A 23,894-nucleotide genomic window follows, 5' to 3' on the forward strand; every position below is an offset into this window, starting at 1 on the left:
ATAAACATTATGCTTAGATAAACCCATCACCCGCGAACACGATGGAAGTGCCATGACCCAGGCCCGACACCCCGAGAGACTCAGAGCCTTTATAGGCGCCCTGGCGGAATTGATCGACGGCAATCCACGCGAAGGCGACCTGTTGCACCGTGGCGGCAAGCTGCTGGCACAACTGGTCAGCCATGATGACTGGCTCCCCGATGAATTCGCCCAGCCCAACCCCGAGCGCTATCAGCAGTTCTTGCTGCATGCCGATTCGCGCCAGCGTTTCAGCATCGTCAGCTTTGTGTGGGGGCCGGGGCAAAGCACGCCGATCCATGACCACCGCGTGTGGGGGCTGATCGGCATGTTGCGCGGCGCGGAGTTTTCGCAGGGTTTCGAGCGCGCGCCCGACGGCAGCCTGGTGGCCGAGGGCAAACCGATTCAATTGGTGCCAGGGCAAGTCGAAGCGGTATCGCCCAAGGTCGGCGACATCCACCAGGTGAGTAATGCCCACAGCGACCAGGTGTCCATCAGCATTCATGTGTACGGCGCCAATATCGGTGCCGTGCGCCGCGCGGTGTACCAGCCCGACGGCAGCGAGAAACTGTTTATTTCCGGTTATTCCAACGCCTTCCTCCCGAACATCTGGGATTTGTCCAAAGAAAAGAGCCCTGCCCTATGAGCACCATCTCCACCTCAAGCGTTGCCCAGATTCGCCAGGCCCTGCTGGACCGTACAGAAATCGCCCTGGTCGACGTGCGCGAAGAAGCGCCGTTTGCCGAATCTCACCCGCTGTTTGCCGCCAATATCCCGCTGTCCAAGCTGGAACTGGAGGTGTATTCGCGTATTCCACGCCGCGATACCCCCGTCATCGTCTACGACAACGGTGAAGGCCTGGCCGCCCGCGCCGCCGAGCGCCTGGTTGCACTGGGCTACACCCGGGTCAGCTTGCTCGAAGGTGGGCTGGACGGCTGGCGCAAGGCCGGTGGCGAGTTGTTTATCGACGTGAATGTGCCGAGCAAGGCATTTGGCGAACTGGTGGAAAGTGAGCGTCACACCCCGTCCCTGGCCGCCGAAGAAGTGCAGGCGTTGCTCGACAGCCAGGCCGATGTGGTGGTGCTCGACGCCCGCCGCTTCGACGAATACCAGACCATGAGCATTCCCACCGGCATCAGCGTGCCCGGCGCCGAGTTGGTGTTGCGCGCCCGCGAACTGGCACCGGACCCGGCCACCCGCATCATCGTCAATTGCGCCGGGCGCACACGCAGCATTATCGGCACCCAATCGCTGATCAACGCCGGCGTGGCCAACCCCGTCTCGGCACTGCGCAACGGCACCATCGGCTGGACCCTGGCCGGGCAGAAACTCGCCCATGGCCAGTCGCGCCGCTTTGCGCCGACCGCTGAAGAGCATCGCCACGTCGCCGCCCAGGATGCACGCCGAGTGGCCGACAAGGCCCGCGTCGGCCGCGCTACCCTTGATGACCTGCAGCGCTGGCAACAGGAATCGAACCGCACCACCTACCTGTTCGACGTGCGCACCCCGGAAGAATTCGAAGCCGGCCACCTGCCCGGCGCCCGCTCCACACCGGGCGGCCAACTGGTGCAGGAAACCGACCATGTCGCCAGCGTGCGCGGTGCGCGCCTGGTGCTGGCGGATGACGATGGCGTGCGCGCCAACATGTCTGCGTCGTGGCTCGCGCAGTTGGGTTGGGAGGTGCACGTGCTGGATGACCTGCAAGCCGTGCATTTCAGCGAAACAGGCGCCTGGGTTGCGCCGGTGCCCGCCCCGCCACAGGCCGAACTGATCAGCCCGCACACCCTCGCCGACTGGCAGGCCCATGGCGACACCGTGGTGCTGGATTTCACCGCCAGCGCCAACTATGTCAAACGCCATATCCCCGGCGCGTGGTGGGCCCTGCGCGCGCAATTGCCCGAGGCCCTGGCCAAGGCGCCGGCTGCGCAACGCTACGTGCTGACCTGCGGCAGCAGCCAACTGGCGCGCCTGGCGGTGGCGGAAGTCGAGGCCATCACCGGCAAGCAAGTGTTCCTGCTGCAAGGCGGCACGGCCGCCTGGATCAACGCGCAACTGCCGCTGGAAGAAGGTGAAACCCACCTGGCCTCACCGCGTATCGACCGCTACCGCCGGCCATACGAAGGCACCGACAACCCCAAGGAAGCCATGCAGGCGTACCTGGATTGGGAGTTCGGCCTGGTCGACCAGTTGGCCCGCGACGGCACCCACGGTTTCTATGTGATCTGAGCGCAATGACCGAGCTGAGCTGTGATGTGTTGATCATCGGCGGCGGCCTGGCCGGTACGTGGGCCGCCATCGGCGCGGCCCGCGAAGGCGCGAAGGTGATCCTGGTGGACAAGGGTTACTGCGGCACCAGCGGCGTGACCGCCACGGCCGGCCCCGGCCACTGGTGGGTGGCACCCGAGGCACGCGAAGCCGCCATCGACAAACGCCTGGCCACTGCCTATGGCCTCGCGGATGCGCGCTGGATGGCCCGCGCCCTCGACACCACCTGGACCAGCCTGCCGGGCCTGCGCGACTACTACGACTTCCCACAAAACGAACAGGGCGTGACCCAATATCGCGGCCTGCGCGGCCCGGAATACCTGCGGGGCCTGAGGCGCCGGGTGCTGGACAGCGGCGTGAAGATCCTCGACCACCACCCTGCCCTCGAACTGCTGCGCGACGACCACGCAGCGGTGGTCGGTGCACGCGGCTGGCGACGCCAGGCCGGGGGCGACTGGTTGATCCGTGCCGGCGCAGTGGTGCTGGCCACCGGCGGTTGCGCGTTTCTGTCGCGCCTGCTGGGCAACCACACCAACACCGGTGACGGCTACCTGATGGCCGCCGAAGCCGGTGCCGAGCTGTCGGGCATGGAGTTTTCCAACTACTACTGCATTGCGGCCGCGGGCAGCAGCATGACGCGCTCGATGGTGTACAGCTTTGGCGATTACTTCGATGCTGCCGATCGCCCGCTGGGCATCACCAACGGCCCCACGTTTACCGATGACCTGGCCCGCGCGCTGCTCAATGGCCCGGTGTACTGCCGCTTGAGCCGCGTGCCCGCGGACATCCGTGCGCAGCTGCCCAGCATCCAGCCCAACCTGATGCTGCCGTTTGACCGGCGCGGGGTTGACCCTTATCGCCAGCGGTTTGCAGTGACCCTGCACCCTGAGGGCACCATCCGCGGTGTCGGCGGTTTACGCCTGATCGATGACGATTGCCAGACCACCGTACCCGGCGTATTCGCCGCCGGTGATGCCGCCAGCCGCGAGCCGATTGCCGGTGCGACCTCCGGCGGCGGTGCACAGAACTCGGCGTGGGCGCTGTCCACCGGGCAATGGGCCGGGCGTGGCGCAGCGCGGCTGGCGCACCAGAAGGCCGCGTACCTGGGCGCCGTGCGCGGGTTTGATGGCGCGGCGTGCGCAAGTGCCGGGTTGATCCAACGCATCCAGGCCGAAGTCCACCCGCTGGATAAAAACCTGTTTCGCTCAGGCAGCCAACTGGAACGTTCGCTGCGTGAACTGGACAACGTCTGGGACCAGATCAGCGCAGGCACCGCCACCAGCGGCAACCCCCTGCGCGCCCGCGAAACCGCCGCCATGGCCGCTACCGCCCGTTGGTGCTACACCGCCGCCGCGCTGCGCAAGGAGAGTCGCGGCATGCACCAGCGCAGCGACGCCCCCACGCAAAGCCCGCTGTATGACGCGCATCTGCGCATGTCCGGCATTGAGCAGATAGACGCGCGCTTCGACCCGCCATAACGCTTATGTGGCGAGCGGGCTTGCCCGCGTTGGGGGGCGAAACGCCCCCAAGACCAAACGCTTGCGGCGTGTTTGAAAGAACCCGAACGCTTCGATAGGGCCGCTTCGCGCCCCAACGCGGGCAAGCCCGCTCGCCACAGGTTATTCAGGCCTGTTCCCAGCCCTGCCCATAGAAGGCCAACGATCCATGCTCGAACTGATCTACTCCGACCTGTGCAACGGCTGCGGCCAGTGCGTCGCCGTGTGCCCCACCAATGTGCTGGCCCTGGACGCTCAGGGCACGCTGCGCATCGCCGAGCAACAGGCCTGTCAGACCTGCTTCATGTGCGAGCTGTATTGCAGCCGCGACGCACTCTACGTCGACCCGGACGTCGAGCAACTGCGCCACCCCGACCCCCTGGCCGTGCGCGCAGCGGGCCTGCTCGGCCAGTACCGGCGCGACTCCGGCTGGGATGAATGGGCGCATGACCCTCGGCATCGCAATGAACATTGGCGCATGGATGGCATTTTCGCGTTGGCACGCAGCAATCCACCAAATGCAATAAGCGAATAATCAATCATCACATAATCAATTATTTTAATAATTACCTTATAACCAAAAAGAACTTCACAGAGCGTTTTTATGGGAATAACGTGAAGTCCTCACCGACCCCTTCTCCAGGCGGAGGTAACCGAACCCTTTCTCGATCTGCCTGGAGCCTGCATCCCATGGTCCTTAGCACCCCGTTCAAACGCCTGCTCCTGGGCACCGCGCTGGCCCTTGGCCTGGCCACCACCGCCCACGCCGCCGACCTGCAACCCCTGCGCGTGGCCAACCAGAAATCCACGATCAAGGCGCTGCTGGAAGTCTCCGGCGAAAGCAAAAACGTGCCCTACCAGATCCAGTGGTCGGAATTCCCCTCCGCCTCGCCCCTGGGCGAAGCCTTGAACGCCGGGGCCGTGGACATCGGCGCCCTGGGCGATGCGCCTTACGTGTTTGCGCTGGGCGCCGGCGCGTCGCTCAAAGTGGTCAGCATCATCCACGCCGAAGGGCGCAACACCACCGCCCTGCTGGTGCCCAAGAATTCGCCGATCAAGAGCGTGGCCGACCTCAAGGGCAAACGCATCGTCACGGGACGCGGCTCCATCGGCCATTACCTGGCGATCAAGGCCCTGGCTACGGCAGGCCTGACCACCAAAGATGTCGAGTTCGTCTTCTTGCTGCCCAGCGAGTCACGCCTGGTGCTGGACAACGGCACCGTCGACGCCTGGTCCACGTGGGACCCCTACACCACCGTCGTAACCTCCCAGAGCCAGGCGCGGATAATTGCCAGCGGCAACACGCTGCTCAGCAACCACCTGTACCTCGCCGCCACCAGCCAGGCCATCGCCGACAAGCGCGCGCAACTCGACGACTTTGTCGCCCGCGTCGACCGCGCCTACGCCTGGGCCAACACCCACCCCGACGAATACGCCGCCGCCCAGACCAAAATCACCGGGCTGCCGCTGGCCGTGCATGTGGCCGTGGCCAAGGAGACACACCTGTCGCCGGTGCTGATCGACGATTCAGTCATCAGCGGCCTGCAAGCCACAGCCGACACCTACCAAAAAGAAGGCTTGCTGACCAAGCACATCGACGTGTCGCAAGGTTTCGACAAGAGCTTCAACGCCAAGCGTGCCCCCCTCAACCAAGCATCGCGCTAAGGAGCAGAACATGAGCAAGTCACCGCATTTGAAACCCCGTTATTTGAAACTCGGCGCCATGGTCCACGGTGTGGGCCACGGCTGGGGCGAATGGCGCCATCCGCAGGCGCAACCCAACGCCAGTACCAACTTCGCGTTCTACAAACAGCAGACTGAACTGGCCGAAGCCGCCAAGTTCGACTTCGTGTTCATTGCCGACAGCCTGCATATCCATGCCAAATCCAGCCCGCATTACCTCAACCGTTTCGAGCCTTTGACCATCCTCTCGGCCCTCGCGGCGCTGACCACGAATATCGGCCTGGTCGCCACCGTGACCGTCAGCTACACCGAGCCCTACCAGGTGGCGCGCCAGTTCTCGTCCCTGGACCACATCAGTGGCGGCCGCGCCGGTTGGAACGTGGTCACTTCCTGGCTCAGCGGCACCGCCGACAACTTCGGCAAGGCCGAGCACCCGCCCCATGCCGTGCGCTACCGCATCGCCAAGGAACACCTGAATGTGGTCAAGGGCCTGTGGGACTCCTGGGAAGACGACGCCTTTGCCTACAACAAGCACAGCGGTGAGTTTTTCACCCCAAGCAAACTGCATGCGCTGAACCACAAGGGCGAGTTCTTTTCGGTCAAAGGCCCACTCAACATCGCGCGTTCTCGCCAGGGCCAGCCGGTGATTTTCCAGGCCGGCACCTCGGAGGATGGGCGTAACTTCGCCGCAGAAAACTCCGACGCGATCTTTGTGCATGTCGACAGCATCGAAGAAGGCCTGGCCTACACCCAGGACCTCAAACGCCGCGCCAAAGGCTTTGGCCGGGACGTCGACAGCCTGTCGATCCTGCCGGGCATCCGCCCGATTGTCGGGCGCGATGAGGCCGAGGTGGAAAGCCGCTATCAACAGGCCGTCGACCTGGTCACCGTAGAAGACGCCATCGTCGCCCTCGGCCGCCCGTTCAACGACCATGACTTCAGCAAATACCCGCTCGATGAGCCGTTCCCGGAACTCGGCGACCTGGGTTCCAACAGCCAGAAAGGCGGCTCCGACCGCATCAAGCAACTGGCCAAGGACGAAGGCCTGACCCTGCGCGAAGTGGCGCTGCGCTTCTCGCGGCCCAAGCGTGATTTTGTCGGCACGCCTACGCAAGTCGCCGATGCGATCCAGACCTGGTTCGAGCGCGGCGCCAGCGACGGCTTCATCATCAACTCGGTACTGCCCGATGGCCTGCAGTACTTCACCGAACTGGTGGTGCCGGTGCTGCAACAGCGCGGCCTGTTCCGCACCGAATACACCGGCCACACCCTGCGCGACAACCTGGGCCTGGAGGCGCCGATCAACCGCTACAGCGTGGAGGTTGAAGAACCGCAGGAGGCACTGGCATGAGTGAATCCCTCAATGCTCAGTTGGCTGCTCTGCACGCCGAGCGTGTAGCGACCTGGGCGCCAGCGGCGTTGCAGATCAATATCGACCAGCGCCAGCGCCTGGTGGATGAGGCCCGCCCGGATGACTACGTGCAAGTCGGCGACGAACTGGACCCCTTTACCCTGCTCAACGTGGAAGGCGGCGAACTGACCCGCGACCTGCTGCTGGCCGACGGCCCGGCGGTGCTGGTGTTCTTCCGCTTTGCCGGCTGCCCGGCGTGCAATATCGCCCTGCCCTATTACGCACGCCAACTCTACCCACGCCTGCGCGAACTGGGCGTGCCGCTGGTGGCGGTGAGCCCGCAAGTGCCTGAGCGCCTGGTGGAGATCAAGACCCGCCACGCCCTGCAGTTGCTGGTGGCCAGTGACCCCGACAACACCCTCGGGCGACGCCTGGGCATCCTCTACAGCTTCGACGAGGCGTCGCGCAATGCCGCGTTGGCCAAGGGCAACCCCATCGGTGAAACCACCGGCACCGGCACCTGGGAGCTGCCGCAGCCAACGGTGGTGGTGATCGCCGGGGACGGCAGCGTCGCGTTTGTGGAGGTCAGCCCGGATTGGTTGGTGCGTACCGAAGCGGAGCCGGTGTTGCAGGTGGTTGAACACCTGCTGGCCCAACAGCCCGTACGTCTGGCCATCTAAGCCCACAAATCCCCTGTGGGAGGGGCTTGCCCCCGATGAGGGTGTGTCAGCCAGCAGTTGATGGGGCTGAACCTCCGCCATCGAGGGCAAGCCCCCTCCCACACTTTTGACCGAGTACATTCTGATGACACAACCTTCCTTACGCTCCGTGGAAGTCGCCAACTTCGAAGCCCTGCTCGAACGCCTCAGCGCCGAGTTGGCCAGTACCGCGCACCTGTATGACGAGAGCGGCGCCTTCCCCCACGCCAACTTCCAGCTGCTGCACGAACACGGCCTGGTCGCTCTCACCGTGCCCAAGGCCCTCGGCGGCGGTGGCGCGAGCCTGCCCCTGGCGCGCAAAGCGATCAGCGCGATCGCCAAGGGCGAACCCTCCACCGCACTGATCCTGGTGATGCAATACCTGCAACACACCCGCCTGCAAGACAGCAAAACCTGGCCGCAGCACTTGCGAGTACAGGTGGCCGAGGACGCGGTGCGCAACGGCGCGCTGATCAACGCCCTGCGCGTCGAACCCGACCTCGGCACCCCGGCCCGTGGCGGGCTGCCGGCGACCACCGCGGTGCGCACCGCCGAAGGCTGGCGCATCAGCGGGCGCAAGATCTATTCCACCGGCAGCCACGGACTGAGCTGGTTCAGCGTGTGGGCGCGCAGCGACGACGCCGACCCGCTGGTGGGCGCCTGGCTGGTACCCAAGAACAGCCCAGGCGTGAGCATCATCGACACCTGGGACCACCTGGGCATGCGCGCCACCTGCAGCCATGAAGTGGTGCTCGACAATGTACTGGTGCCCCTGGACCACGCCGTCAGCGTCAGCCCCTGGAGCGCGCCATCACCGGAGCTGGATGGCGAAGGTTTCCTGTGGATGTCGGTGTTGTTGTCCTCGGTGTATGACGCCGTGGCCCAGGCCGCACGCGACTGGCTGGTGAACTGGCTGCAAGAGCGTCAGCCCTCCAACCTCGGCGCCGCGCTGGCGACATTGCCGCGCTTTCAGGAAACCGTCGGCCATATCGACACCCTGCTGTTTGCCAACCGCAGCCTGCTCGACGCCGCCGCCGAGGGGCATACCCCGGCCGCCAACGCCGCGCAGCTCAAGTACCTGGTCACCAATAACGCCATCCGTGCGGTGGAACTGGCCATCGAGGCGTCCGGCAACCCCGGGCTCTCACGCCACGGCCCCCTGCAACGGCATTACCGCGACGTGCTGTGCAGCCGCGTCCACACCCCGCAGAACGACGCGGTGCTGCAAGGCGTCGGCAAAGCCGTGTTCGCCCAGCGCCAAAAGGAACGCACATGAGTCAGGTGATTATCGCCAGCCAGCTGGACGAAGATTTCAATGCGGTGATCCGCGAACGCCTCAAGACGCTGCACCCCGACGCCGAGGTAATCGGCGTGCCCGTGGGCGTGCCGAGCGACCTGCCGCCCCAGGCGAATATCCTGTTGCTGCGCCCGATCAACGTGCGCGGCTACACCGCCCCCGACACCCCGCCGCCGGGCTGGCCGTATGGCGCGCAATGGGTACATTTGGTCTCGTCGGGCATCGACTTCTACCCGCGGTGGCTGTTCAACGGCCCGCCGGTGACTACCTCTCGGGGCAGTGCCGCCGACAACCTGGCCGAGTTCGCGCTGGCAGCGATCTTTGCCGCGTCCAAGCACCTGCCGGACATCTGGGTAAAGGACTCGCAGTGGAATTTCACCGCGCTGCGCCCGCTCAAGGGCACCACCCTGGGCCTTCTGGGCTATGGCGCGATTGGCGAGAGCCTGGCGCAAAAGGCGCTGGCCCTGGGGCTCAATGTGGTCGCGTTGCGTCAGAGCCAGGCCCCGTTCGGCGCCGGTGTGCAAGCCGCCAAGGACATCCACGACCTGTTCGCCCGCGCCGACCACTTGGTGGTGGCGGCGCCGCTGACCGAGGCCACGCGGCACATCATCAACCGTGATGTGCTGGGGAGCGCCAAGCCGGGCCTGCACCTGATCAACATCGCGCGCGGCGGCCTGCTCGATCAGGAGGCTCTGCTGGAGGCGCTGGATAACGGCCAACTGGCCCTGGCCTCGCTGGACGTGACCGAGCCGGAGCCGCTGCCGGATGGGCATCCGCTGTACAGCCATCCGCGTGTGCGGTTGTCGCCGCATACGTCGGCAATTTCGACCAACAGCAAGCAAGAAATTGCCGACACGTTTTTGGCGAATCTGCAGCGGTATATCGACGGCCAGGCGTTGGCTAACCTGGCGAATTCATAACGCCAAACAAAGATCCAACTGTGGGAGCGGGCTTGCTCGCGAAAGCGTTGGTTCAGTCACCGCGATGTTGACTGACATACTGCTTTCGCGAGCAAGCCCGCTCCCACATTGGACCGTGAGGCATTACTTGATGCGGTAGTGGAAGGTGTTGCGCACCGCCGGTACCGCCACGGCCTGGCCATCAACGATCCTCGGCTGGTAGCGGAAGGTGTTCGCCGCCGCCAATGAAGGCCGGATGAACAGCGGGTGGCAACCGTCGAGCACCTTGGGGTTTTCCACGCGGCCCTGGGGGTTGACGGTGTATTCCACCGAGCAATCGCCTTCGATGTTCTTGTCCAGGGCGCGCTCGGGGTAGTCCGGCGCTTGCTTGCTCAGGGGTTGGTATTGGCGGCTGTCGAACGCCGGCGCCGGTGCTGGCGCAGGCGTGGCGACGCGGGGTTTTTCTGCGGCCAGCCGCGCCTGGTCCAGGCGTTGCTGCTCCAGCTCGCGGTTGCGTTGCTCAGTGGCCAGGCGCTGCTGTTGCTGCTCGATTTTCTTGTCTTCGACGCGTTTGCGCGCCAAGGCGGCCTTCTCGAGTTTTTGCGCCTGGATCTGCGGGTCGATGGTGGGTTTCGCTGGCACGGGAGCCGGAACGACCACCGGTTCAGGCGGCGCCACCGCGACCGGCTCAGGCACCGGCGCAGGCTCGGGCGCTGGGCGCATCATCACCAGTTGGGTATGCATCACGCGCGGCGCGTCCACCGGTGGTTTTTCCGCCGACCAGCCCAGCATCAGCACCGCCAACACACCCACGTGCAAGGCCACCGCCAGGCTCGCGGCAAGGCTGTTTCTCCAGACACCGGACGTTTGCCGGGGCGTCATCGCAAAGGTTGGACTGTGCATGATCATCGCCGTCATTGCGGGGCCTCGGTCACCAGCCCGAGGTTACTGACGCCGTTTTTCTGCAACACCGCCATGGCAGCGACCACGCGGCCGTAGCCGGCGTTATCGTCGGCGCGGATATACACCTGCGTGTCGCTGCGCGCGGCCACCACTTGCATGACCTTGGCGCCCATTTCATCCAGGCTCACGGCGCTGTCGGTCTGGTGCTGGGTGTCGAGTTCACCGCCCAGGTTCCAGTAGTAACCGCCGTCGGCTTTGACCGACAGCGTGAGGATCTGTTGGCGCGTATCCGTGGCCAGCGCCTCTGCGGCAACCTTGGGCAGTTCGATCTTCACGCCTTGGGTCAGCATCGGCGCGGTGACCATGAAGATCACCAGCAGCACCAGCATCACGTCGATATACGGCACCACGTTCATCTCGGCCTTGGGCCCGTGCTTGCGTTGCGGCCTTACTAACATGGGAGCGCTCCTGCTCAGGCGGCCACGGCCAGGTTGATCGGCGTGCCGCGCAAGGTGCGGTGCAGGCGCACTTGCAGTTCGTTGCCCAAGGCGTAGTAGCGGGTGAGCAAGGTCTGGCCGCGTGCGGCGAAACGGTTGTAGGCAATCACCGCCGGGATCGCCGCAAACAGGCCGATGGCCGTGGCGATCAACGCTTCGGCGATGCCCGGTGCCACCGTCGACAGCGTCGCCTGCTGAACCTGGGACAAGCCGATAAAGGAATTCATGATGCCCCACACGGTGCCGAACAGGCCGATGTAGGGACTCACCGAACCCACGGTCGCAAGGAATTGCAGGCCTTTTTCCAGCTCGATTTCCTGCTCGGTGATCGCCACCTGCAACGCGCGCTCCACGCCTTCCAGCACGGCCGGATCATGGCTGTGCAGGTGCTGGTATTCCTGCACGCCGGCGATGAAGATCGGCGCAATGCCGCCCTCGCCTGCCTGCAGAGTGTCGCGGTACAGCGCCTGCAAGTCCGGCGCGGCGCGAAAACGCAGCACAAAACCGTTCAACTGGCGCTCCAGGCGCCGCAGCACACTGCCGCGCTGGATGATCAGGTACCAGCTGAGCAGTGACGCCAGCAGCAAGGTGACCATCACCGCCTTGACCAACAGGCTGGCGTCGCTGATCAAACCCCAAATCGTCATATGTTCCATCGTCGCGTGCATGGTGGATCTCCTATTCGAATTAAAACGTGTGACCGGGTGATGACGGCTCAGGGCAATTTCAGTGCGCGGGTCACATCGGCCCACGGCACAAATTTGAAGTTCTGGGTTTGCTCGGGCATCCGCTTGCGCCCGTCCTGCACCACCAGCATGCCTTGGCTCCAGGGTCCGCCGAGGTTGATGGCGGTCACCTCCAGGCCGTCGGTTTCCGAGGCGCCATCAATGCCGGCGGCGGCGTTCAGGCCGACGCGGAAGGCCCCGTGGCTGGCGAACGGCGGCTCGGCATCCACCACCAGGTAACTGTCATTGCCTTGGCTGGAGATCACCAGGTAATCGCGCTTGTCACTCTGGTACAGCGCCAGCCCCTCGACATCCGCGTGCAGTTGCGCGCCGACCTTGATCACGCTGGTCAGAGTGGCCGGCTGGTCGGCGCGGGCATCCACCGCCCACACGCCCACGTCTTCTTCGCCGATAAACAGGCGCTGGCGCTGGTCGTCGGCCACGCAGCCTTCGGGCTGGCTGTCGACCTTGAACTGGCGCACCAACTCGCCCTGCACCCGGCCTTGCGGCGCGCTCAGGCGGTACTGCAGGAAAGTGCCGTCCTTGCCGTTGGCGATTGCGTAAATCTCGCCGCTGGCCGGCTGGAACAGGCAAATGCCGTAGATGTCCTTGAGCGGCGTGGGCACCTCACCGGCTTCACGCAGTTCACCGCTCTGGCGGTCGATGCTGAACAGGCTGAGGCTGTTGCGATCGCGATTGCTCGCCACCGCCAGATCGACCGTTTGCTGGCCGAGCTTGAAGTTGGGGCGTACATCCACGTTGTTCAGGCGACCGACTGCCAGCTCTTGCAACAACTTGCCGTCGAGGTCGTAGGCCAGCAGGCCCTGCTTTTTATTGGTGCCGAGCACACGGCTCTTGGCCGGGGTTTCAGGGTGAACCCAGATCGCCGGGTCATCCGCCGCATCGCCCTGGCGGCCCACCGGGTCGGTTTGACGCACGGCGGCCACCTCCGCCAGCACCGGTTCGGCGGCGACCGGTTTGGCCTGCCAGTCGAGTCTGGCCTGGTACAGCGTGCCGCTGTCATCGTCACGCACCAGCACGTGGCGACCATTGACTGCCAGTTGTTCGGGCTCTTTCAGGCCAGGCAAGCTCAGGCTCGATTGCTCGACCCAACGTTCGCCGGTTTGCTGGAACAGGTGCAACTGCGCGGTCTTGGGGTCCAGCGCAACCACCCCACCCGGCACCAGTGCCATGGCCCCGGCTTCGCGCTTGGGGGTGTCGAACAGCGCCACCGGCGTGCGTTTTACCTCGGCTTCCGGGTGCGCCGGGTAGGCCCACCAGCCGACGTTTTCTTCATTCACCAGCACCTGCTGCGTGGCGTCATCCACTTGGCAGAACTGTGCTGACGGCGGCAGCGGCAGGCCGCGTACGCGCTGGGGTTGACTCAATAATGTGGCGCCATTGCCCACCAGCCATTGCTCGCCCTTGCCCTCTTCGCCCACCAGGAACACAAACAGGTTGGCCGCCGCGTCTCGGTACAGGCACAGGCCATTCACCGGGTAGTCGCGGGTTGGCAGGTACAGCGGTTTGCCAAAGGTCTTGTTGGACGCATCGAGGCTGATCAGCAAGGCCTGCTGACGGTCGTTATCGAGGCTGGCGACCAGCACCTGGGCACCGGCGGCGCGGGTGTCGAGACTGCTGAAGTTGCCGTTGAAACGCGCCAGTTCGGCCCCCTTGTTGTCGAGCAACTGCAGCCCGTTGCGGGTGCCTGCGGCCAGGCGTTCGCTGCCGTTGGGCAGGAAGGCCACGGCGTCGGCGCTCAGGCCTGGGGCCCAAGGGGTCAGGGCGAGGTCGGCGGCCATTACCGGTGAGCAAGCGGCCAACGCTATCAGCAGGTACAGCTTGGAAATTCTCATGAACAGGCAAATCCTTCGAATACGATGAAGATCCAATGTGGGAGGGGGCTTGCTCCCGATGGCGGTGTATCAGCCAATAAATGTGTACCTGACCCATCGCCATCGGGGGCAAGCCCCCTCCCACATTGGAATCGAGGTGTGGGTTAGAAATGGGTAAAGGTCAGGCCTACTTTGTAGGTAGGGCCGTACTCCTCGTACTGGCCGTTGTAGCTGCGGTGGCCGGTGTAGACGAAGTACGACTCATCGGTGAGGTTCTGGGCCTCGAAGCTGACTTGCAGGTTCTTGGTCAGCGAGTAGCGCGCGCTGAAATCGACGAAGGTTTGTGCATCCACATGCAGGTCGTGGGCCTTGTCGTTGATCGAGGCCAGCTCGTACAAGTAGGCCGATTTGTAGTTGGCCGAGAGGCGCAGGCTGAGCGTGTCGTTTTCCCAACCGAGCATCAGGTTGCCGACGGTGTCGGACTGGTTGGGCAGGCTGATGTTGCGTTTGCGGTTCGTGCCACTGGCGGCGTCGAAGCCTTCGATATCCGCGCTGGAGCGGCTGAAGGTGCTGTTGGCGCCGACCAGCAGGCCGTTCCACGGCGCGGGCAGCCAGTCGAATTTCTGCGAATACGCCAGCTCCAGCCCGTAGAGCTTGGCGCTGTCGCCGTTGGCGTAGGTATGGGCCTCGGCGAAGTTGGCCCAGGCGCCGGTGCCGGCGAGGTCAGTGTTGTAGACGAAGTTCTTGATGTCCTTGTAGAACACGAACGCCGAGACGGTGCCGGCGCGGCCCATGAAGTGCTCGATGCCCAGGTCCAGGTTGCTCGACTCCAGCGGCTTGAGGTCCGGGTTGCCGAAGGTGGCTTCGTCATCGTCGATCACGAAGCCTGGCGCCAGTTGGCCAAAGGTCGGGCGCACCACGGATTTGGTCCAGGCCGCGCGCACCTGGGTGTTCTTGTCGATGCTGTAGCGCGCATGCAGGCCCGGCAGCCAGTGGTGGTAACGACGCTTGGTTTCGGTGGGGGTGAACACCCCGTCGGTGGCGCCGGTGCCCTTGGCTTCGAACTCGGTGCCCTCGTAGCGCAGGCCAGCGATAAAGCGCCAGTCGTCGATGTCGAGCGTGTTCATCAGGTAGCCGGCGTTGATGTCTTCGCGGATCGTGAAGTCGTTGACCCGTGACTCGGTTTCGTCATAGAAGTCCGCCGCGTTCAGGCCGCCAATCAGCTCCTTGAGGCGGCTGGCACTGATACCGGGGCCGTACTTGCCGAGGCGGTAGTCAACGCTGCCCTTCTGGAACTGGGTGAGGTTGAGTTGCTCGGCGGTTAACCCGAGGGTGTCGAAGTCTTCATAGACCCAGGCTTCCAGGTCGTTGTCCTTGTTGCGGCGGCTGACCTTGCCACCGAATTTGACCTGGGAGGCGTAACCGCTCAGGTCGTAGTCGCGGGCCAGGTCCAGGCGCAGGTTCTTCTCGGTGTCCTTGGTGTTCTGTTTTTCCCAGTCGACCTTGTCGAGGGTGAAATTGCTGGCGTCGTAGAAGCCGGCGCCGATGATCGGGCGGGGCTTGTCCTTGTCGTAGAAACCGCTGTTGGCAAAGTCGCCGCCGTCAAAGGTGGCCCCGGCAATGTGCCCCGGGCTGTCTTCGCTGGACTGGCTGTAGCCGGCCTGGCCGCTCACGGTCCAGAGGCCGAGCATGCGTTCGCCGCCAAAGACGTAGGACTGGATTTCTTGGGTTTCTTCGCGGTTTTTCAGCTTGCGCTTGGCTTCGGCGTCGCCCAGCTCACCGGCGGCTTGCGGGTCGGCAAACTCGATGCTCGTGGAGTTGCGGGTTTCGGTGTCGGTGTAACGGCTGTACAGGGTGCGCAGGTAGTAGCTGCTGAGGTCATCGGGCTTGTAGTCGAAGTTCAGGCCGCCACCGGCGCGTTCGCGGCTGATGTCGTAGTCGCGCTGTTCAAACTCGTTGAGCCTGGCACCGTCGCTGAAGTCCCAGGCACCGCCGGTTTCAACGTTGTCCGAGCCAAAGTCGCGCTTCTGCCAGCTGAGGGCGGCGGCCACGCCAAAGTTGTCGATGCCGTCACCGAGGCTGAAACGGTTGCTGGCGGCACCGGAGAATTTGGGGCTGGTCTGGCTCGTGTTCTTGTCGTAGCTGGCTTCGGTGCTGCCGGTGTAGAACAGGCCCTTGTGGTCGAAGGCTGAGAGGCTTTGCACGTCGACGGTACCGCCGAGGGAGTTGGCGTCCATGTCCGGGGTGAGGGTCTTGATCACTGACAAAGACTGCACCAGCTCGGAGGGCAGCACATCGAGGGCCACGGCGCGGCGTGCGCTTTCCGGGGCGGGCACCAGGGTGCCGTTGATGGTCACGCTGTTGAGGTCAGGGCCCAGGCCGCGCACGCTGACAAAGCGCCCTTCGCCCTGGTCGCGCTCGACGCTGACACCGGGCAGGCGCTGCACCGCTTCGGCGACGTTTTCGTCAGGCAACTGGGCCACGCCGTCAGCATGCACCACGCTTTTGATGCTGTCGGCGCTGCGCTGTTCTTTGAGCGCCTGGTCGATGGCGGCGGCCTGGCCGACCACTTCGACATGCTCGGTATTGGCCGCCTCAGCCGCCTGGAGCCGCTCGCTGGCCATCGCCAGGGCCAAGGCAGTAAGCGTGAAGCGGACGAGCCCGGTGCGCTTGTACATGCAATCCTCCCCAAAGAATCCGTTGGCGCCAGGCAAGAGGCCCGGCAATTGGGAGGGCAAGCTAGGGGTAGGGGATGACGGTTCTGTGACAGGGGTTGGCGTAGAGGCCCGTAAACCGGGGGTTTCACTGGGTTGTGAACCTGGAATGAGCTGAAATGACCTGTGGAGATCAACTGTGGGAGGGGGCTTGCTCCCGATAGCGGTAGGTCAGCTGGCCTGTCTGCTGGCTGATACACCGCTATCGGGGGCAAGCCCCCTCCCACATTTTTGAGTTTTGTTGTCAGTGAGCTGAGCTGATTCGACCCTCCCCCGCCGTAACGCAACCGTCACATCCATCTGCTGTGCTGGCGCCCATCGCTTAGTTGCCCAAGGACTCGCGGCCATGTTTTCCGTGCTCAAACCCCACCGTTGCAAACTTGCCCTGTTGCTCATCGCCGCCAACGCCGGGCTGATCCTGCACCTGGCCTGTGGCGATCTCAAAAGTGTCAGCGAATGGGTGTGGCTGGACATCCTCGGCGAAGGCGGCTCCGCCCTGCTCGCCCTGGTCTGGCTGGGCCTGGTCCTGAAAAGCCGTCCCGCCGGACGCGTCACCAACTACCTGGCACTCGGCCTGTCGTGCATCTTTTTTTCCTGGTGGATCGACAGCCTCGACGAGTTCATCCGCCTGCCCGACAGCATCACCTGGGACCATTGGCTGGAGTCCGGGCCGATGCCGGTGGGCATGATCCTGCTGACCATCGGCATCTACCACTGGCACCGCGAACAGCTGGCGATCAGCGCACAGATGGAAAAGCGCGAACGGCTGTTCCGTGAGCATCGGCTGTTCGACAAGCTCACGCCGCTGGCTGGCGCCGACTACCTCAAACAGCAATTGGCCAACAGCCTGGAGGACAGCCGCGAACACCAACAGCCGTTGTCACTGCTGGTGTTGGATCTGGACAACTTCGCTGCCATCAACCAGGCCTACGGGCATGCCGAGGGCGATGCGGTACTGCAGGCCCTCAGCCATTTGCTGTTGCTCAACCTGCGGCGCCAGGACTTGCTGTGCCGCCTGGCCGGCGACCGCTTTGTGGTGCTGCTGCCCAATACCGGCGAGCGCCAGGCCCTGGGGCTCGCACTGGAACTGCAACAGGCGGTACGCGGCCTGGCCCACAAAACCCGGCTGCACGGCGAGCGCCTGCAACTGGCCGCAACCACCGCCGTGGTGATGGCCCTGGACGAGCCCCCGCAGGCGTTGCTCAAACGCCTGAACCTGGCGCTGGCCAGGGCCAAGCAACCGCTTGCGAAAAGCGCCTGAGATGGCCGTTAAAACCAGCTGGTATGAAGCCGACAGCCGCTTCATCCCGGGGCACTACCAACCCGCTACATTGATCGACCTGGCCCTGTCGCGCGACATCGACAGCCATCGCCTGCTACGCGGCACCGGGCTGTTCCACGAGGACATCCTGGCCGGCAACGCACGGTTGAGCCCACAGCAATTCCTGGCACTGATCGGCAACAGCCGCAAGTTACTCGACGCCGACGACAGCAGCTTTCTGTTCGGCCAGCGCCTGCTGCCCGGCTATTACGGCGCGGCCAGCCATGCCCTGGGGCATGCGCAGAACCTGCACCAGGCGCTCGACATCCTGATCCAGCAACAGGTGCTGCTCAGCCCGTTGGTCACGCTGCAACTGGAGCTGGATGAGCACCACGCCTACCTGTATTGGCTGGACAGTTGCGGGGCCGGCGAGCACTGGCGTTTTTTGCTCGAAGCCAGCATGACCTCGCTGATTGCCATGAGCCAATGGCTCAGCGGCGAGCGCCTGCCGTGGGCGTGCAGTTTCAGCCATGCCGAGCCGCGGTATGTGGAGCAGTACTGGGTGCACTTGGGTGAAGGCACACGGTTCGAGCGACCGCTGGACATGTTGAGTATCCCGCGTGAATACCTCACCCGCGCCTGGCCCGGCGCCTCGGCCACTGCCGGCCAGGTCGCGCGCCAGCAAGCCCGCGAGCAGATCGACCAGTTGGGGTTTACCGGCAGCTTTCTCGACAGCCTCTACGACTACCTGCGCGATCACGTCCGCCAGCCGCCCAGCCTGGAGCAGGCGGCCCAGGCCTTCGCCATGAGCCCGGCAACCCTCAAACGCAAGTTGCACAAGCACGACACCGGTTTTCAGCAGCAGGTGGACCGGGTGCGCAAACAAGTGGCGTTGCACCTGTACCAGGTCAAGGGCTACAGCAACGAGGCCGTGGCGGCGTACCTGAACTTCAACGATGCCGCGAATTTCCGGCGCGCCTTCAAGCGCTGGACCGGCAGCACGCCAAACCTGATCCGCCAGCTGTTCAACAGCCGCTAGCCAGGCGCTCGCGCAAGAAGTCCACCAGCGCCTGCACCGGCCGTGAGCTTTGCCGGTGTTGGGGATACACCGCCGACAGGGTCAGGGCTTCGGGGGCGAACTCGTCCAGAAGCGTAACCAGGCGGCCGTCCTTCAAGGCGTCGCCGACGATAAACGTCGGTAAATAGGTAACGCCGAGCCCGGCAATAGCCGTATCGCGCAGCAAGTCGCCGTTGTTCACGCGCATGCGCCCACACACGTTCAGCGCCTGCAGCTTGCCCTTGAAGCGCCATTGCACCTGGCGGCCATGGCCATAAGGCAGGCAGTCGTGTTCGGCGAGGTCATCGGGTTTCTGCGGGGTGCCGCGCAGGGCCAGGTAGTCGGGGCTCGCGCAGTACACACGGGGGATGCTGGCGATGCGTCGAGCAATCAGGGTGGAGTCTTCAAGGGTGCCGATGCGCAGCACCAGGTCATAGCCTTCGCCGATCAGGTCGACCGGGCGGTCGCTGAGGTCGACCTCTACCGCGACCTGCGGATTGCGCTGCAGAAACAATGGCAACAGGCAGCCCAGGTGAGCCATGGCAAATGACAACGGCGCGCTGAGCCGAATGGTGCCGCGCGGCTCGCTGTTCTGGCCGGCGATCCCCTGCTCCACTTGCTCGACTTCACTGAGCAGGCGCAAGGCGGATTCGTAGTAACTCTGGCCGAGTGGCGTGACATCCAGCCGGCGCGTGGAACGGTTGAGCAGGCGCACGCCCAGGCGGTCTTCCAGTTGGATCAGGCGGCGGCTGACGAATTGCTTGGACAGGCCCAGCTGTTCGGCGGCGGCCGTGAAGCTGCCGGACTCCATGACCTGGCAGAACAGGCGCATGTCTTCGAAGGGGTTCATTGTCGCTTCTCGGTGGACATTTTGATGGTTTATAACCGCATGGTCGCAGCACTACAAATCAAATGTGGGAGGGGGCTTGCCCCCGATGGCGGTGTATCAGTCAAACATATTGAGACTGACACACTGCTATCGGGGGCAAGCCCCCTCCCACACTGGTTACCTACAGGCTGAAGGGCAGCTTATTTGGCCGTGAAGGCCGAGTAGCTGTTCATCAGGTTGCGGTAGTTGGGGATGCGCGGCGACAACAGGTTGGCCAGGCCTTCCATGTCGTTGCGCCAGTCCACTTGCAGCTCGCAGGCCACCGCGAACCAGTTCACCAACTGCGCACCGGCAGCGGTCATACGCGACCACGCGGCTTGTTGCACGGTTTCATTGAAGGTGCCCGAGGCGTCGGTGACCACGAACACCTCGAAGCCTTCGTCGAGGGCGCACAGGGTTGGGAACGCTACGCACACATCGGTTACCACACCGGCGATGATGATTTGCTTGCGGCCGGTCGCCTTGACGGCCTTGACGAAGTCTTCGTTGTCCCAGGCGTTGATCTGGCCAGGGCGGGCAATGTACGGCGCGTCCGGGAACAGCGCCTTGAGTTCTGGCACCAGTGGCCCGTTGGGGCCGCTTTCAAAACTGGTGGTCAGGATGGTCGGCAGGTTGAAGAACTTGGCCACGTCCGCCAGGGCCAGCACGTTGTTCTTGAATTCGTTGGGGGAAAAGTCCTGCACCAGGGAGATCAGGCCAGTCTGGTGATCGACCAACAGAACGACAGCGTCATCTTTGTTCAAGCGCGAGTAAGTCATGGGGTAACTCCTTTGGGGGTTTGATTAGAAGGCAAAGCACGAACAGCCAAACGCACCCCAGAAACCCTGGAAGTCGCTGACCGGCACGCTGGACAGCCGCGCTTTTTCATGGCTGTGGGCATGCACGCCGCACGGGCCGCTGCACTGGTGAACTTGTGCCTGCAATGGCGAAGTCGGACGCCAGTGACCCGGCACCTTGACCACCGGCGACCAGTCCGGCAGCACCGGCACACGCGGCGGGGCGAAATCTTCGAAGTCGCCGGCGCCGTACACCACCTTGCCGCCGACCACGGTCAGTACCGATTCAATCCACTTGATGGCTTCTTCATCGACGCTGAAGAAGTCCGCCGACAGCGCAGCGACGTCCGCCAACTGCCCGACCTTGATCTGGCCCTTCTTGCCCTGCTCCGAGGAGAACCAGGCGCTGCCATGGGTGAACAGCTCCAGCGCGGTGAGGCGCGGCAGGCCTTCGGCGTGCAGCTCCAGGCCGCCGACGGTGCGGCCGCTGACCATCCAGTACAGCGAGGTCCACGGGTTGTAGCTCGACACCCGCGTGGCATCGGTGCCCGCCCCCACCGGCACACCTTCGGCGAGCATGCGCTTGATCGGCGGCGTGGCTTCGGCCGCCTTGGCGCCGTAGCGCTCGACAAAGTATTCACCCTGGAACGCCATGCGGTCCTGGATCGCAATACCGCCACCGAGCGCCCGCACCCGCTCGATGTTTTTCGGCGTGATGGTTTCGGCATGGTCGAAGAACCACGGCAGGCCATTGAACGGGATGTCGCGATTGACCTTCTCGAACACGTCGAGCATGCGCGAGATGGATTCGTCATAGGTGGCGTGCAGGCGGAACGGCCAGCGCTGCTCCACCAGGTGGCGCACCACCGGCTCCAGCTCCTGTTCCATGGTCAGCGGCAGGTCCGGGCGCGGCTCGAGGAAGTCTTCGAAGTCGGCTGCCGAAAACACCAGCATCTCGCCAGCGCCGTTGTGGCGCAGGTAATCGTCGCCCTGGTGCAGGGTGACGCTGCCGGTCCAGTTCTTGAAGTCGCTGAGTTCTTCCTTGGGCTTCTGGGTGAACAGGTTGTAGGCGATGCGCACCGTCAGCTGTTCGTCCTTGGCCAGTTGCTCGATCACCGCGTAGTCATCGGGGTAGTTCTGGAAACCACCGCCGGCGTCGATCGCGCTGGTCAGGCCCAGGCGATTGAGTTCACGCATGAACTGACGGGTCGAGTTGACCTGGTATTCCAGCGGCAGTTTCGGGCCCTTGGCGAGGGTCGAATACAGAATCATCGCGTTAGGCCGCGCCACCAGCATGCCAGTCGGGTTGCCGTTGCTGTCGCGCACGATCTCGCCACCCGGCGGGTTCGGCGTGTCCTTGGTGTAGCCGGCCACGCGCAGGGCGGCGCGGTTGAGCAAGGCGCGGTCATAAAGGTGCAGCACGAACACCGGGGTGTCAGGCGCGCCCTGGTTGAGCTCTTCCAGGGTCGGCATGCGTTTTTCGGCAAACTGGAATTCGTTCCAGCCACCGACCACGCGCACCCATTGCGGCGTCGGGGTGCGGTCGGCCTGGTCCTTGAGCATGCGCAAGGCATCGGCCAGGGACGGCACGCCCTCCCAGCGCAGTTCGAGGTTGTAGTTCAACCCGCCGCGGATCAGGTGCAAGTGCGAGTCGTTGAGGCCGGGGATCACGGTGCGGCCCTTGAGGTCGATGACCTGGGTGCCGCTGCCCCGCAGGGCCATGGCTTCACCGTCGGTGCCGACGGCGACGAAACGCCCCTCGCGGATGGCGACAGCGGTTGCGCGCGGGTTTTCACGGTCCACAGTGTGGAATTGGCCATTGAACAGAATCAGATCGGCGTTCATAGGGTTTCCTTTACAGAGGCTTCAAGCCAGGGAGCGAACAGGCGGGTAGCCGCCGGCATCAGCAGGTAGACCACCAGCACCACAATGGTCACGGTGACCAGGAAGGTCGCCACCACGTAATTGGACAGGAACGGGTGCAGGCGCAGGATCGGGCCCCATACGATGGGCACCAGCAGGGTCAGCGGCAGGATCACGCACAGGGTGACCACCGCCTGCTTCCAGCGTGGGGGTTTGGCGCCGGTTTCTGTCTCGGGGTTGAACCAGAACTCGTTGACCGCGCCGATTTCGGTGTTGTCGCCGTCGGCCAGCATGGAGCCGGCTTCGGTGATCAGGGTTTTGCGCTCGGGGGAGTCGAGCCAGGTTTCCAGGTCATCGGTGGAGCGGTAGCGCAGGACGCAGGTGAACAGCGTCAGGCCGTTCTGCTTGCTGCGTACCACGTCGACACCTAGGTGGCCGGGGCGCTCGCCGGCGATGCGCACGATGCGGCGCAGCCAGGCTTCGTAATCGGCTTCACGGCCTTGTTTGATCAGGTGTTTGACGACCAGGGTGACGACTTCGTCGGGTCCTGTCTTGGGTGCTGGGTCCATGGGGTGCCCCTCTGCCTTGAAGTTTCAGCGATGAGGGGAGTGTGCAGGGATGGGGGTGGGGAAAATTGGATGTACGTGCTGTTTGGGGTTGGGTACATATCCGTTGGTTGGGTGATGGCGGATAGTGGTTCCGCCCTTACGGCGGGTCACTTTTGGAAAAGAGCCCCAAAAGTAACCAAAAGGGCTCTTGCCCCAACACTCGGCACCTCGCCTCCGGCTCGGTGTGCCCTCACTCCGGCTTTGGAGCGTGGGCCGCCGCGATGGGCCATCCATGGCCCAGCGCGGCTAACCCGGCGTCCTGCCGGGTTGCCCACGCTCCAAAGCCTGCGTTCGGCCAGCGTGTTTAACGGGGCGCCTAAGATCAAGATCACGATCAAAAGCTTCAGATCAAAAGATCGCTGACTTCGTCAGCGCAAAGGATGTAAGGGCCGGATCAAAAACAAAGCGAGGCGGCCTGACAGCCGACCTGATCCTCGAAGCCGTACTCGGTTCAAATGTGGGAGGGGGCTTGCTCCCGATAGGGGTGGGACAGTCACAGATGCATTGACTGACACACCGCTATCGGGAGCAAGCCCCCTCCCACTTTTTGACCGCAATCAACAGACGTAACTCCGGTCGGGTCCAAGGCCGCCAAGCCCGCCCACAACCCCCGCTTTTGCTCTACACCACTCAGGCCGCAAGGATGTAAGGGCCAGATCAAAAACACAGCCAAGCGAGGCGGCCTGACAGCCGGCCCGATCGTTGAAGCCTTACTCGGTTCAAATGTGGGAGGGGGCTTGCTCCCGATAGCGGTGGGGCAGTCACAGATGCATTGGCTGACACACTGCTATCGGGAGCAAGCCCCCTCCCACATTTTGACGGCAATCAACAGACGTAACTCCGGTCGAATCCAAGGCCGCCAAGCCCGCCCACAACCCGCGCTTTTGCTCTACACCACTCAGGCCGGCTGTCAGGCCGCCGTGCTTTTGATCTTGATCTTAGGCGCCCCATTAACCACGCTGGCCGCACGCGGGCTTGAATCCGTGGGTAACCCGGCAGGACGCCGGGTTAGCCGCGCTGGGCCAAGGATGGCCCATCGCGGCGGCCCACGGATTCAAG

The 23,894-nt window shown here is 64.0% G+C and carries 20 protein-coding genes; 11 read left to right on the forward strand and 9 right to left on the reverse strand.

Features of this window, described 5'->3' with window-relative positions; genetic code table 11:
- Positions 1–52 precede the first annotated feature (52 nt).
- The 9 genes from GIW02_RS20020 (at position 53) to GIW02_RS20060 (ending at position 9,728) form a co-directional block, all read left to right on the forward strand.
- A complete protein-coding gene (locus GIW02_RS20020; RefSeq protein ID WP_122771892.1) occupies positions 53–664 on the forward strand; it encodes a cysteine dioxygenase in 612 nt (203 codons plus the stop codon).
- Positions 661–2,244, forward strand: coding sequence for a rhodanese-related sulfurtransferase (locus GIW02_RS20025; RefSeq protein WP_236419260.1), 1,584 nt, complete (start codon positions 661–663; stop codon positions 2,242–2,244). The genes GIW02_RS20020 and GIW02_RS20025 overlap by 4 nt, the downstream gene beginning before the upstream one ends.
- Positions 2,245–2,249: 5 nt before the next feature.
- On the forward strand, positions 2,250–3,761 hold the full coding sequence (locus GIW02_RS20030) for an FAD-dependent oxidoreductase (protein ID WP_236422009.1): 1,512 nt from the start codon (positions 2,250–2,252) through the stop codon (positions 3,759–3,761).
- Positions 3,762–3,948: 187 nt separating this feature from the next.
- Positions 3,949–4,314 carry a 4Fe-4S dicluster domain-containing protein gene (locus GIW02_RS20035; RefSeq protein ID WP_236417990.1) on the forward strand — a complete coding sequence of 122 codons (366 nt, stop codon included), beginning with the start codon at positions 3,949–3,951 and terminating at the stop codon, positions 4,312–4,314.
- Between the two features lie 155 nt (positions 4,315–4,469).
- Complete coding sequence (locus tag GIW02_RS20040) at positions 4,470–5,444, forward strand: ABC transporter substrate-binding protein (protein WP_236417987.1); 975 nt, start codon at positions 4,470–4,472, stop codon at positions 5,442–5,444.
- 10 nt (positions 5,445–5,454) lie between these two features.
- Positions 5,455–6,813 carry an LLM class flavin-dependent oxidoreductase gene (locus tag GIW02_RS20045; RefSeq protein WP_236417985.1) on the forward strand — a complete coding sequence of 453 codons (1,359 nt, stop codon included), beginning with the start codon at positions 5,455–5,457 and terminating at the stop codon, positions 6,811–6,813.
- Positions 6,810–7,493, forward strand: coding sequence for a peroxiredoxin-like family protein (locus tag GIW02_RS20050; RefSeq protein WP_236417984.1), 684 nt, complete (start codon positions 6,810–6,812; stop codon positions 7,491–7,493). Before GIW02_RS20045 ends, GIW02_RS20050 begins: the two co-directional genes overlap by 4 nt.
- Before the next feature lie 124 nt (positions 7,494–7,617).
- Positions 7,618–8,787: an acyl-CoA dehydrogenase family protein gene (locus GIW02_RS20055; protein ID WP_236417983.1), complete on the forward strand. Its 1,170-nt coding sequence runs from the start codon at positions 7,618–7,620 to the stop codon at positions 8,785–8,787.
- Positions 8,784–9,728, forward strand: a complete 945-nt coding sequence (locus tag GIW02_RS20060; RefSeq protein ID WP_236417982.1) for a D-isomer specific 2-hydroxyacid dehydrogenase family protein — start codon at positions 8,784–8,786, stop codon at positions 9,726–9,728. The genes GIW02_RS20055 and GIW02_RS20060 overlap by 4 nt, the downstream gene beginning before the upstream one ends.
- A gap of 123 nt (positions 9,729–9,851) precedes the next feature.
- Here GIW02_RS20060 and GIW02_RS20065 read toward each other — a convergent pair whose 3' ends face one another.
- The 5 genes from GIW02_RS20065 to GIW02_RS20085 all read right to left on the reverse strand — a co-directional run bounded on the left by GIW02_RS20065 (position 9,852) and on the right by GIW02_RS20085 (position 16,345).
- On the reverse strand, positions 9,852–10,625 hold the full coding sequence (locus GIW02_RS20065) for a TonB family protein (protein WP_236417981.1): 774 nt from the start codon (positions 10,623–10,625) through the stop codon (positions 9,852–9,854).
- Positions 10,622–11,068 (reverse strand): protein TolR, encoded by a 447-nt coding sequence (tolR, locus tag GIW02_RS20070; RefSeq protein ID WP_236417980.1) that lies wholly within the window; start codon positions 11,066–11,068, stop codon positions 10,622–10,624. Before tolR ends, GIW02_RS20065 begins: the two co-directional genes overlap by 4 nt.
- 14 nt (positions 11,069–11,082) lie before the next feature.
- The gene (gene tolQ / locus GIW02_RS20075) at positions 11,083–11,775 is read right to left on the reverse strand and encodes a protein TolQ (protein ID WP_236417975.1); all 693 of its coding nucleotides are present in this window, start codon (positions 11,773–11,775) and stop codon (positions 11,083–11,085) included.
- Positions 11,776–11,822: 47 nt separating this feature from the next.
- Complete coding sequence (locus tag GIW02_RS20080) at positions 11,823–13,688, reverse strand: phytase (RefSeq protein ID WP_236417973.1); 1,866 nt, start codon at positions 13,686–13,688, stop codon at positions 11,823–11,825.
- Positions 13,689–13,831: 143 nt separating this feature from the next.
- Complete coding sequence (locus GIW02_RS20085) at positions 13,832–16,345, reverse strand: TonB-dependent receptor (RefSeq protein WP_236417971.1); 2,514 nt, start codon at positions 16,343–16,345, stop codon at positions 13,832–13,834.
- A 382-nt stretch (positions 16,346–16,727) separates the two neighbouring features.
- On the opposite strand from GIW02_RS20085, the gene GIW02_RS20090 reads away from it, so the two are divergent.
- Together GIW02_RS20090 and GIW02_RS20095 are read left to right on the forward strand one after the other, a co-directional pair.
- Positions 16,728–17,642 (forward strand): GGDEF domain-containing protein, encoded by a 915-nt coding sequence (locus GIW02_RS20090; RefSeq protein WP_236419956.1) that lies wholly within the window; start codon positions 16,728–16,730, stop codon positions 17,640–17,642.
- A gap of 1 nt (position 17,643) precedes the next feature.
- Complete coding sequence (locus GIW02_RS20095) at positions 17,644–18,681, forward strand: AraC family transcriptional regulator (RefSeq protein ID WP_236419954.1); 1,038 nt, start codon at positions 17,644–17,646, stop codon at positions 18,679–18,681.
- Here the strand turns inward: GIW02_RS20095 and GIW02_RS20100 are convergent.
- From GIW02_RS20100 to GIW02_RS20115, 4 genes are all read right to left on the reverse strand, one after another.
- On the reverse strand, positions 18,668–19,549 hold the full coding sequence (locus GIW02_RS20100) for a LysR family transcriptional regulator (protein ID WP_236422010.1): 882 nt from the start codon (positions 19,547–19,549) through the stop codon (positions 18,668–18,670). The genes GIW02_RS20095 and GIW02_RS20100 overlap by 14 nt on opposite strands.
- Before the next feature lie 179 nt (positions 19,550–19,728).
- The gene (gene ycaC, locus GIW02_RS20105; RefSeq protein ID WP_236419673.1) at positions 19,729–20,346 is read right to left on the reverse strand and encodes an isochorismate family cysteine hydrolase YcaC; all 618 of its coding nucleotides are present in this window, start codon (positions 20,344–20,346) and stop codon (positions 19,729–19,731) included.
- A gap of 24 nt (positions 20,347–20,370) precedes the next feature.
- Positions 20,371–22,209 carry an amidohydrolase gene (locus GIW02_RS20110; protein ID WP_236419675.1) on the reverse strand — a complete coding sequence of 613 codons (1,839 nt, stop codon included), beginning with the start codon at positions 22,207–22,209 and terminating at the stop codon, positions 20,371–20,373.
- Entirely contained in the window at positions 22,206–22,796 is a 591-nt protein-coding gene (locus tag GIW02_RS20115; protein WP_236419677.1) for an antibiotic biosynthesis monooxygenase, read from the reverse strand. Before GIW02_RS20115 ends, GIW02_RS20110 begins: the two co-directional genes overlap by 4 nt.
- Positions 22,797–23,894 lie beyond the last annotated feature (1,098 nt).

The sequence above is a fragment of the Pseudomonas syringae genome, assembly GCF_021606685.1.
In the GTDB taxonomy this organism is placed as follows: Bacteria; Pseudomonadota; Gammaproteobacteria; order Pseudomonadales; family Pseudomonadaceae; genus Aquipseudomonas; species Aquipseudomonas syringae_R.

Bases quoted from the DNA above. Each gene is read 5' to 3' on its own strand.
- GIW02_RS20085 (WP_236417971.1), bottom strand. From the start codon at position 16,345: ATGTACAAGCGCACCGGGCTCGTCCGCTTCACGCTTACTGCCTTGGCC.
- GIW02_RS20040 (WP_236417987.1), top strand. From the start codon at position 4,470: ATGGTCCTTAGCACCCCGTTCAAACGCCTGCTCCTGGGCACCGCGCTG.
- GIW02_RS20035 (WP_236417990.1), top strand. From the start codon at position 3,949: ATGCTCGAACTGATCTACTCCGACCTGTGCAACGGCTGCGGCCAGTGC.
- tolQ (WP_236417975.1), bottom strand. From the start codon at position 11,775: ATGCACGCGACGATGGAACATATGACGATTTGGGGTTTGATCAGCGAC.
- GIW02_RS20050 (WP_236417984.1), top strand. From the start codon at position 6,810: ATGAGTGAATCCCTCAATGCTCAGTTGGCTGCTCTGCACGCCGAGCGT.
- GIW02_RS20045 (WP_236417985.1), top strand. From the start codon at position 5,455: ATGAGCAAGTCACCGCATTTGAAACCCCGTTATTTGAAACTCGGCGCC.
- GIW02_RS20025 (WP_236419260.1), top strand. From the start codon at position 661: ATGAGCACCATCTCCACCTCAAGCGTTGCCCAGATTCGCCAGGCCCTG.
- GIW02_RS20060 (WP_236417982.1), top strand. From the start codon at position 8,784: ATGAGTCAGGTGATTATCGCCAGCCAGCTGGACGAAGATTTCAATGCG.
- GIW02_RS20055 (WP_236417983.1), top strand. From the start codon at position 7,618: ATGACACAACCTTCCTTACGCTCCGTGGAAGTCGCCAACTTCGAAGCC.
- GIW02_RS20090 (WP_236419956.1), top strand. From the start codon at position 16,728: ATGTTTTCCGTGCTCAAACCCCACCGTTGCAAACTTGCCCTGTTGCTC.
- GIW02_RS20065 (WP_236417981.1), bottom strand. From the start codon at position 10,625: ATGACGGCGATGATCATGCACAGTCCAACCTTTGCGATGACGCCCCGG.
- GIW02_RS20110 (WP_236419675.1), bottom strand. From the start codon at position 22,209: ATGAACGCCGATCTGATTCTGTTCAATGGCCAATTCCACACTGTGGAC.
- GIW02_RS20030 (WP_236422009.1), top strand. From the start codon at position 2,250: ATGACCGAGCTGAGCTGTGATGTGTTGATCATCGGCGGCGGCCTGGCC.
- GIW02_RS20095 (WP_236419954.1), top strand. From the start codon at position 17,644: ATGGCCGTTAAAACCAGCTGGTATGAAGCCGACAGCCGCTTCATCCCG.
- GIW02_RS20020 (WP_122771892.1), top strand. From the start codon at position 53: ATGACCCAGGCCCGACACCCCGAGAGACTCAGAGCCTTTATAGGCGCC.
- ycaC (WP_236419673.1), bottom strand. From the start codon at position 20,346: ATGACTTACTCGCGCTTGAACAAAGATGACGCTGTCGTTCTGTTGGTC.
- GIW02_RS20115 (WP_236419677.1), bottom strand. From the start codon at position 22,796: ATGGACCCAGCACCCAAGACAGGACCCGACGAAGTCGTCACCCTGGTC.
- GIW02_RS20080 (WP_236417973.1), bottom strand. From the start codon at position 13,688: ATGAGAATTTCCAAGCTGTACCTGCTGATAGCGTTGGCCGCTTGCTCA.
- tolR (WP_236417980.1), bottom strand. From the start codon at position 11,068: ATGTTAGTAAGGCCGCAACGCAAGCACGGGCCCAAGGCCGAGATGAAC.
- GIW02_RS20100 (WP_236422010.1), bottom strand. From the start codon at position 19,549: ATGAACCCCTTCGAAGACATGCGCCTGTTCTGCCAGGTCATGGAGTCC.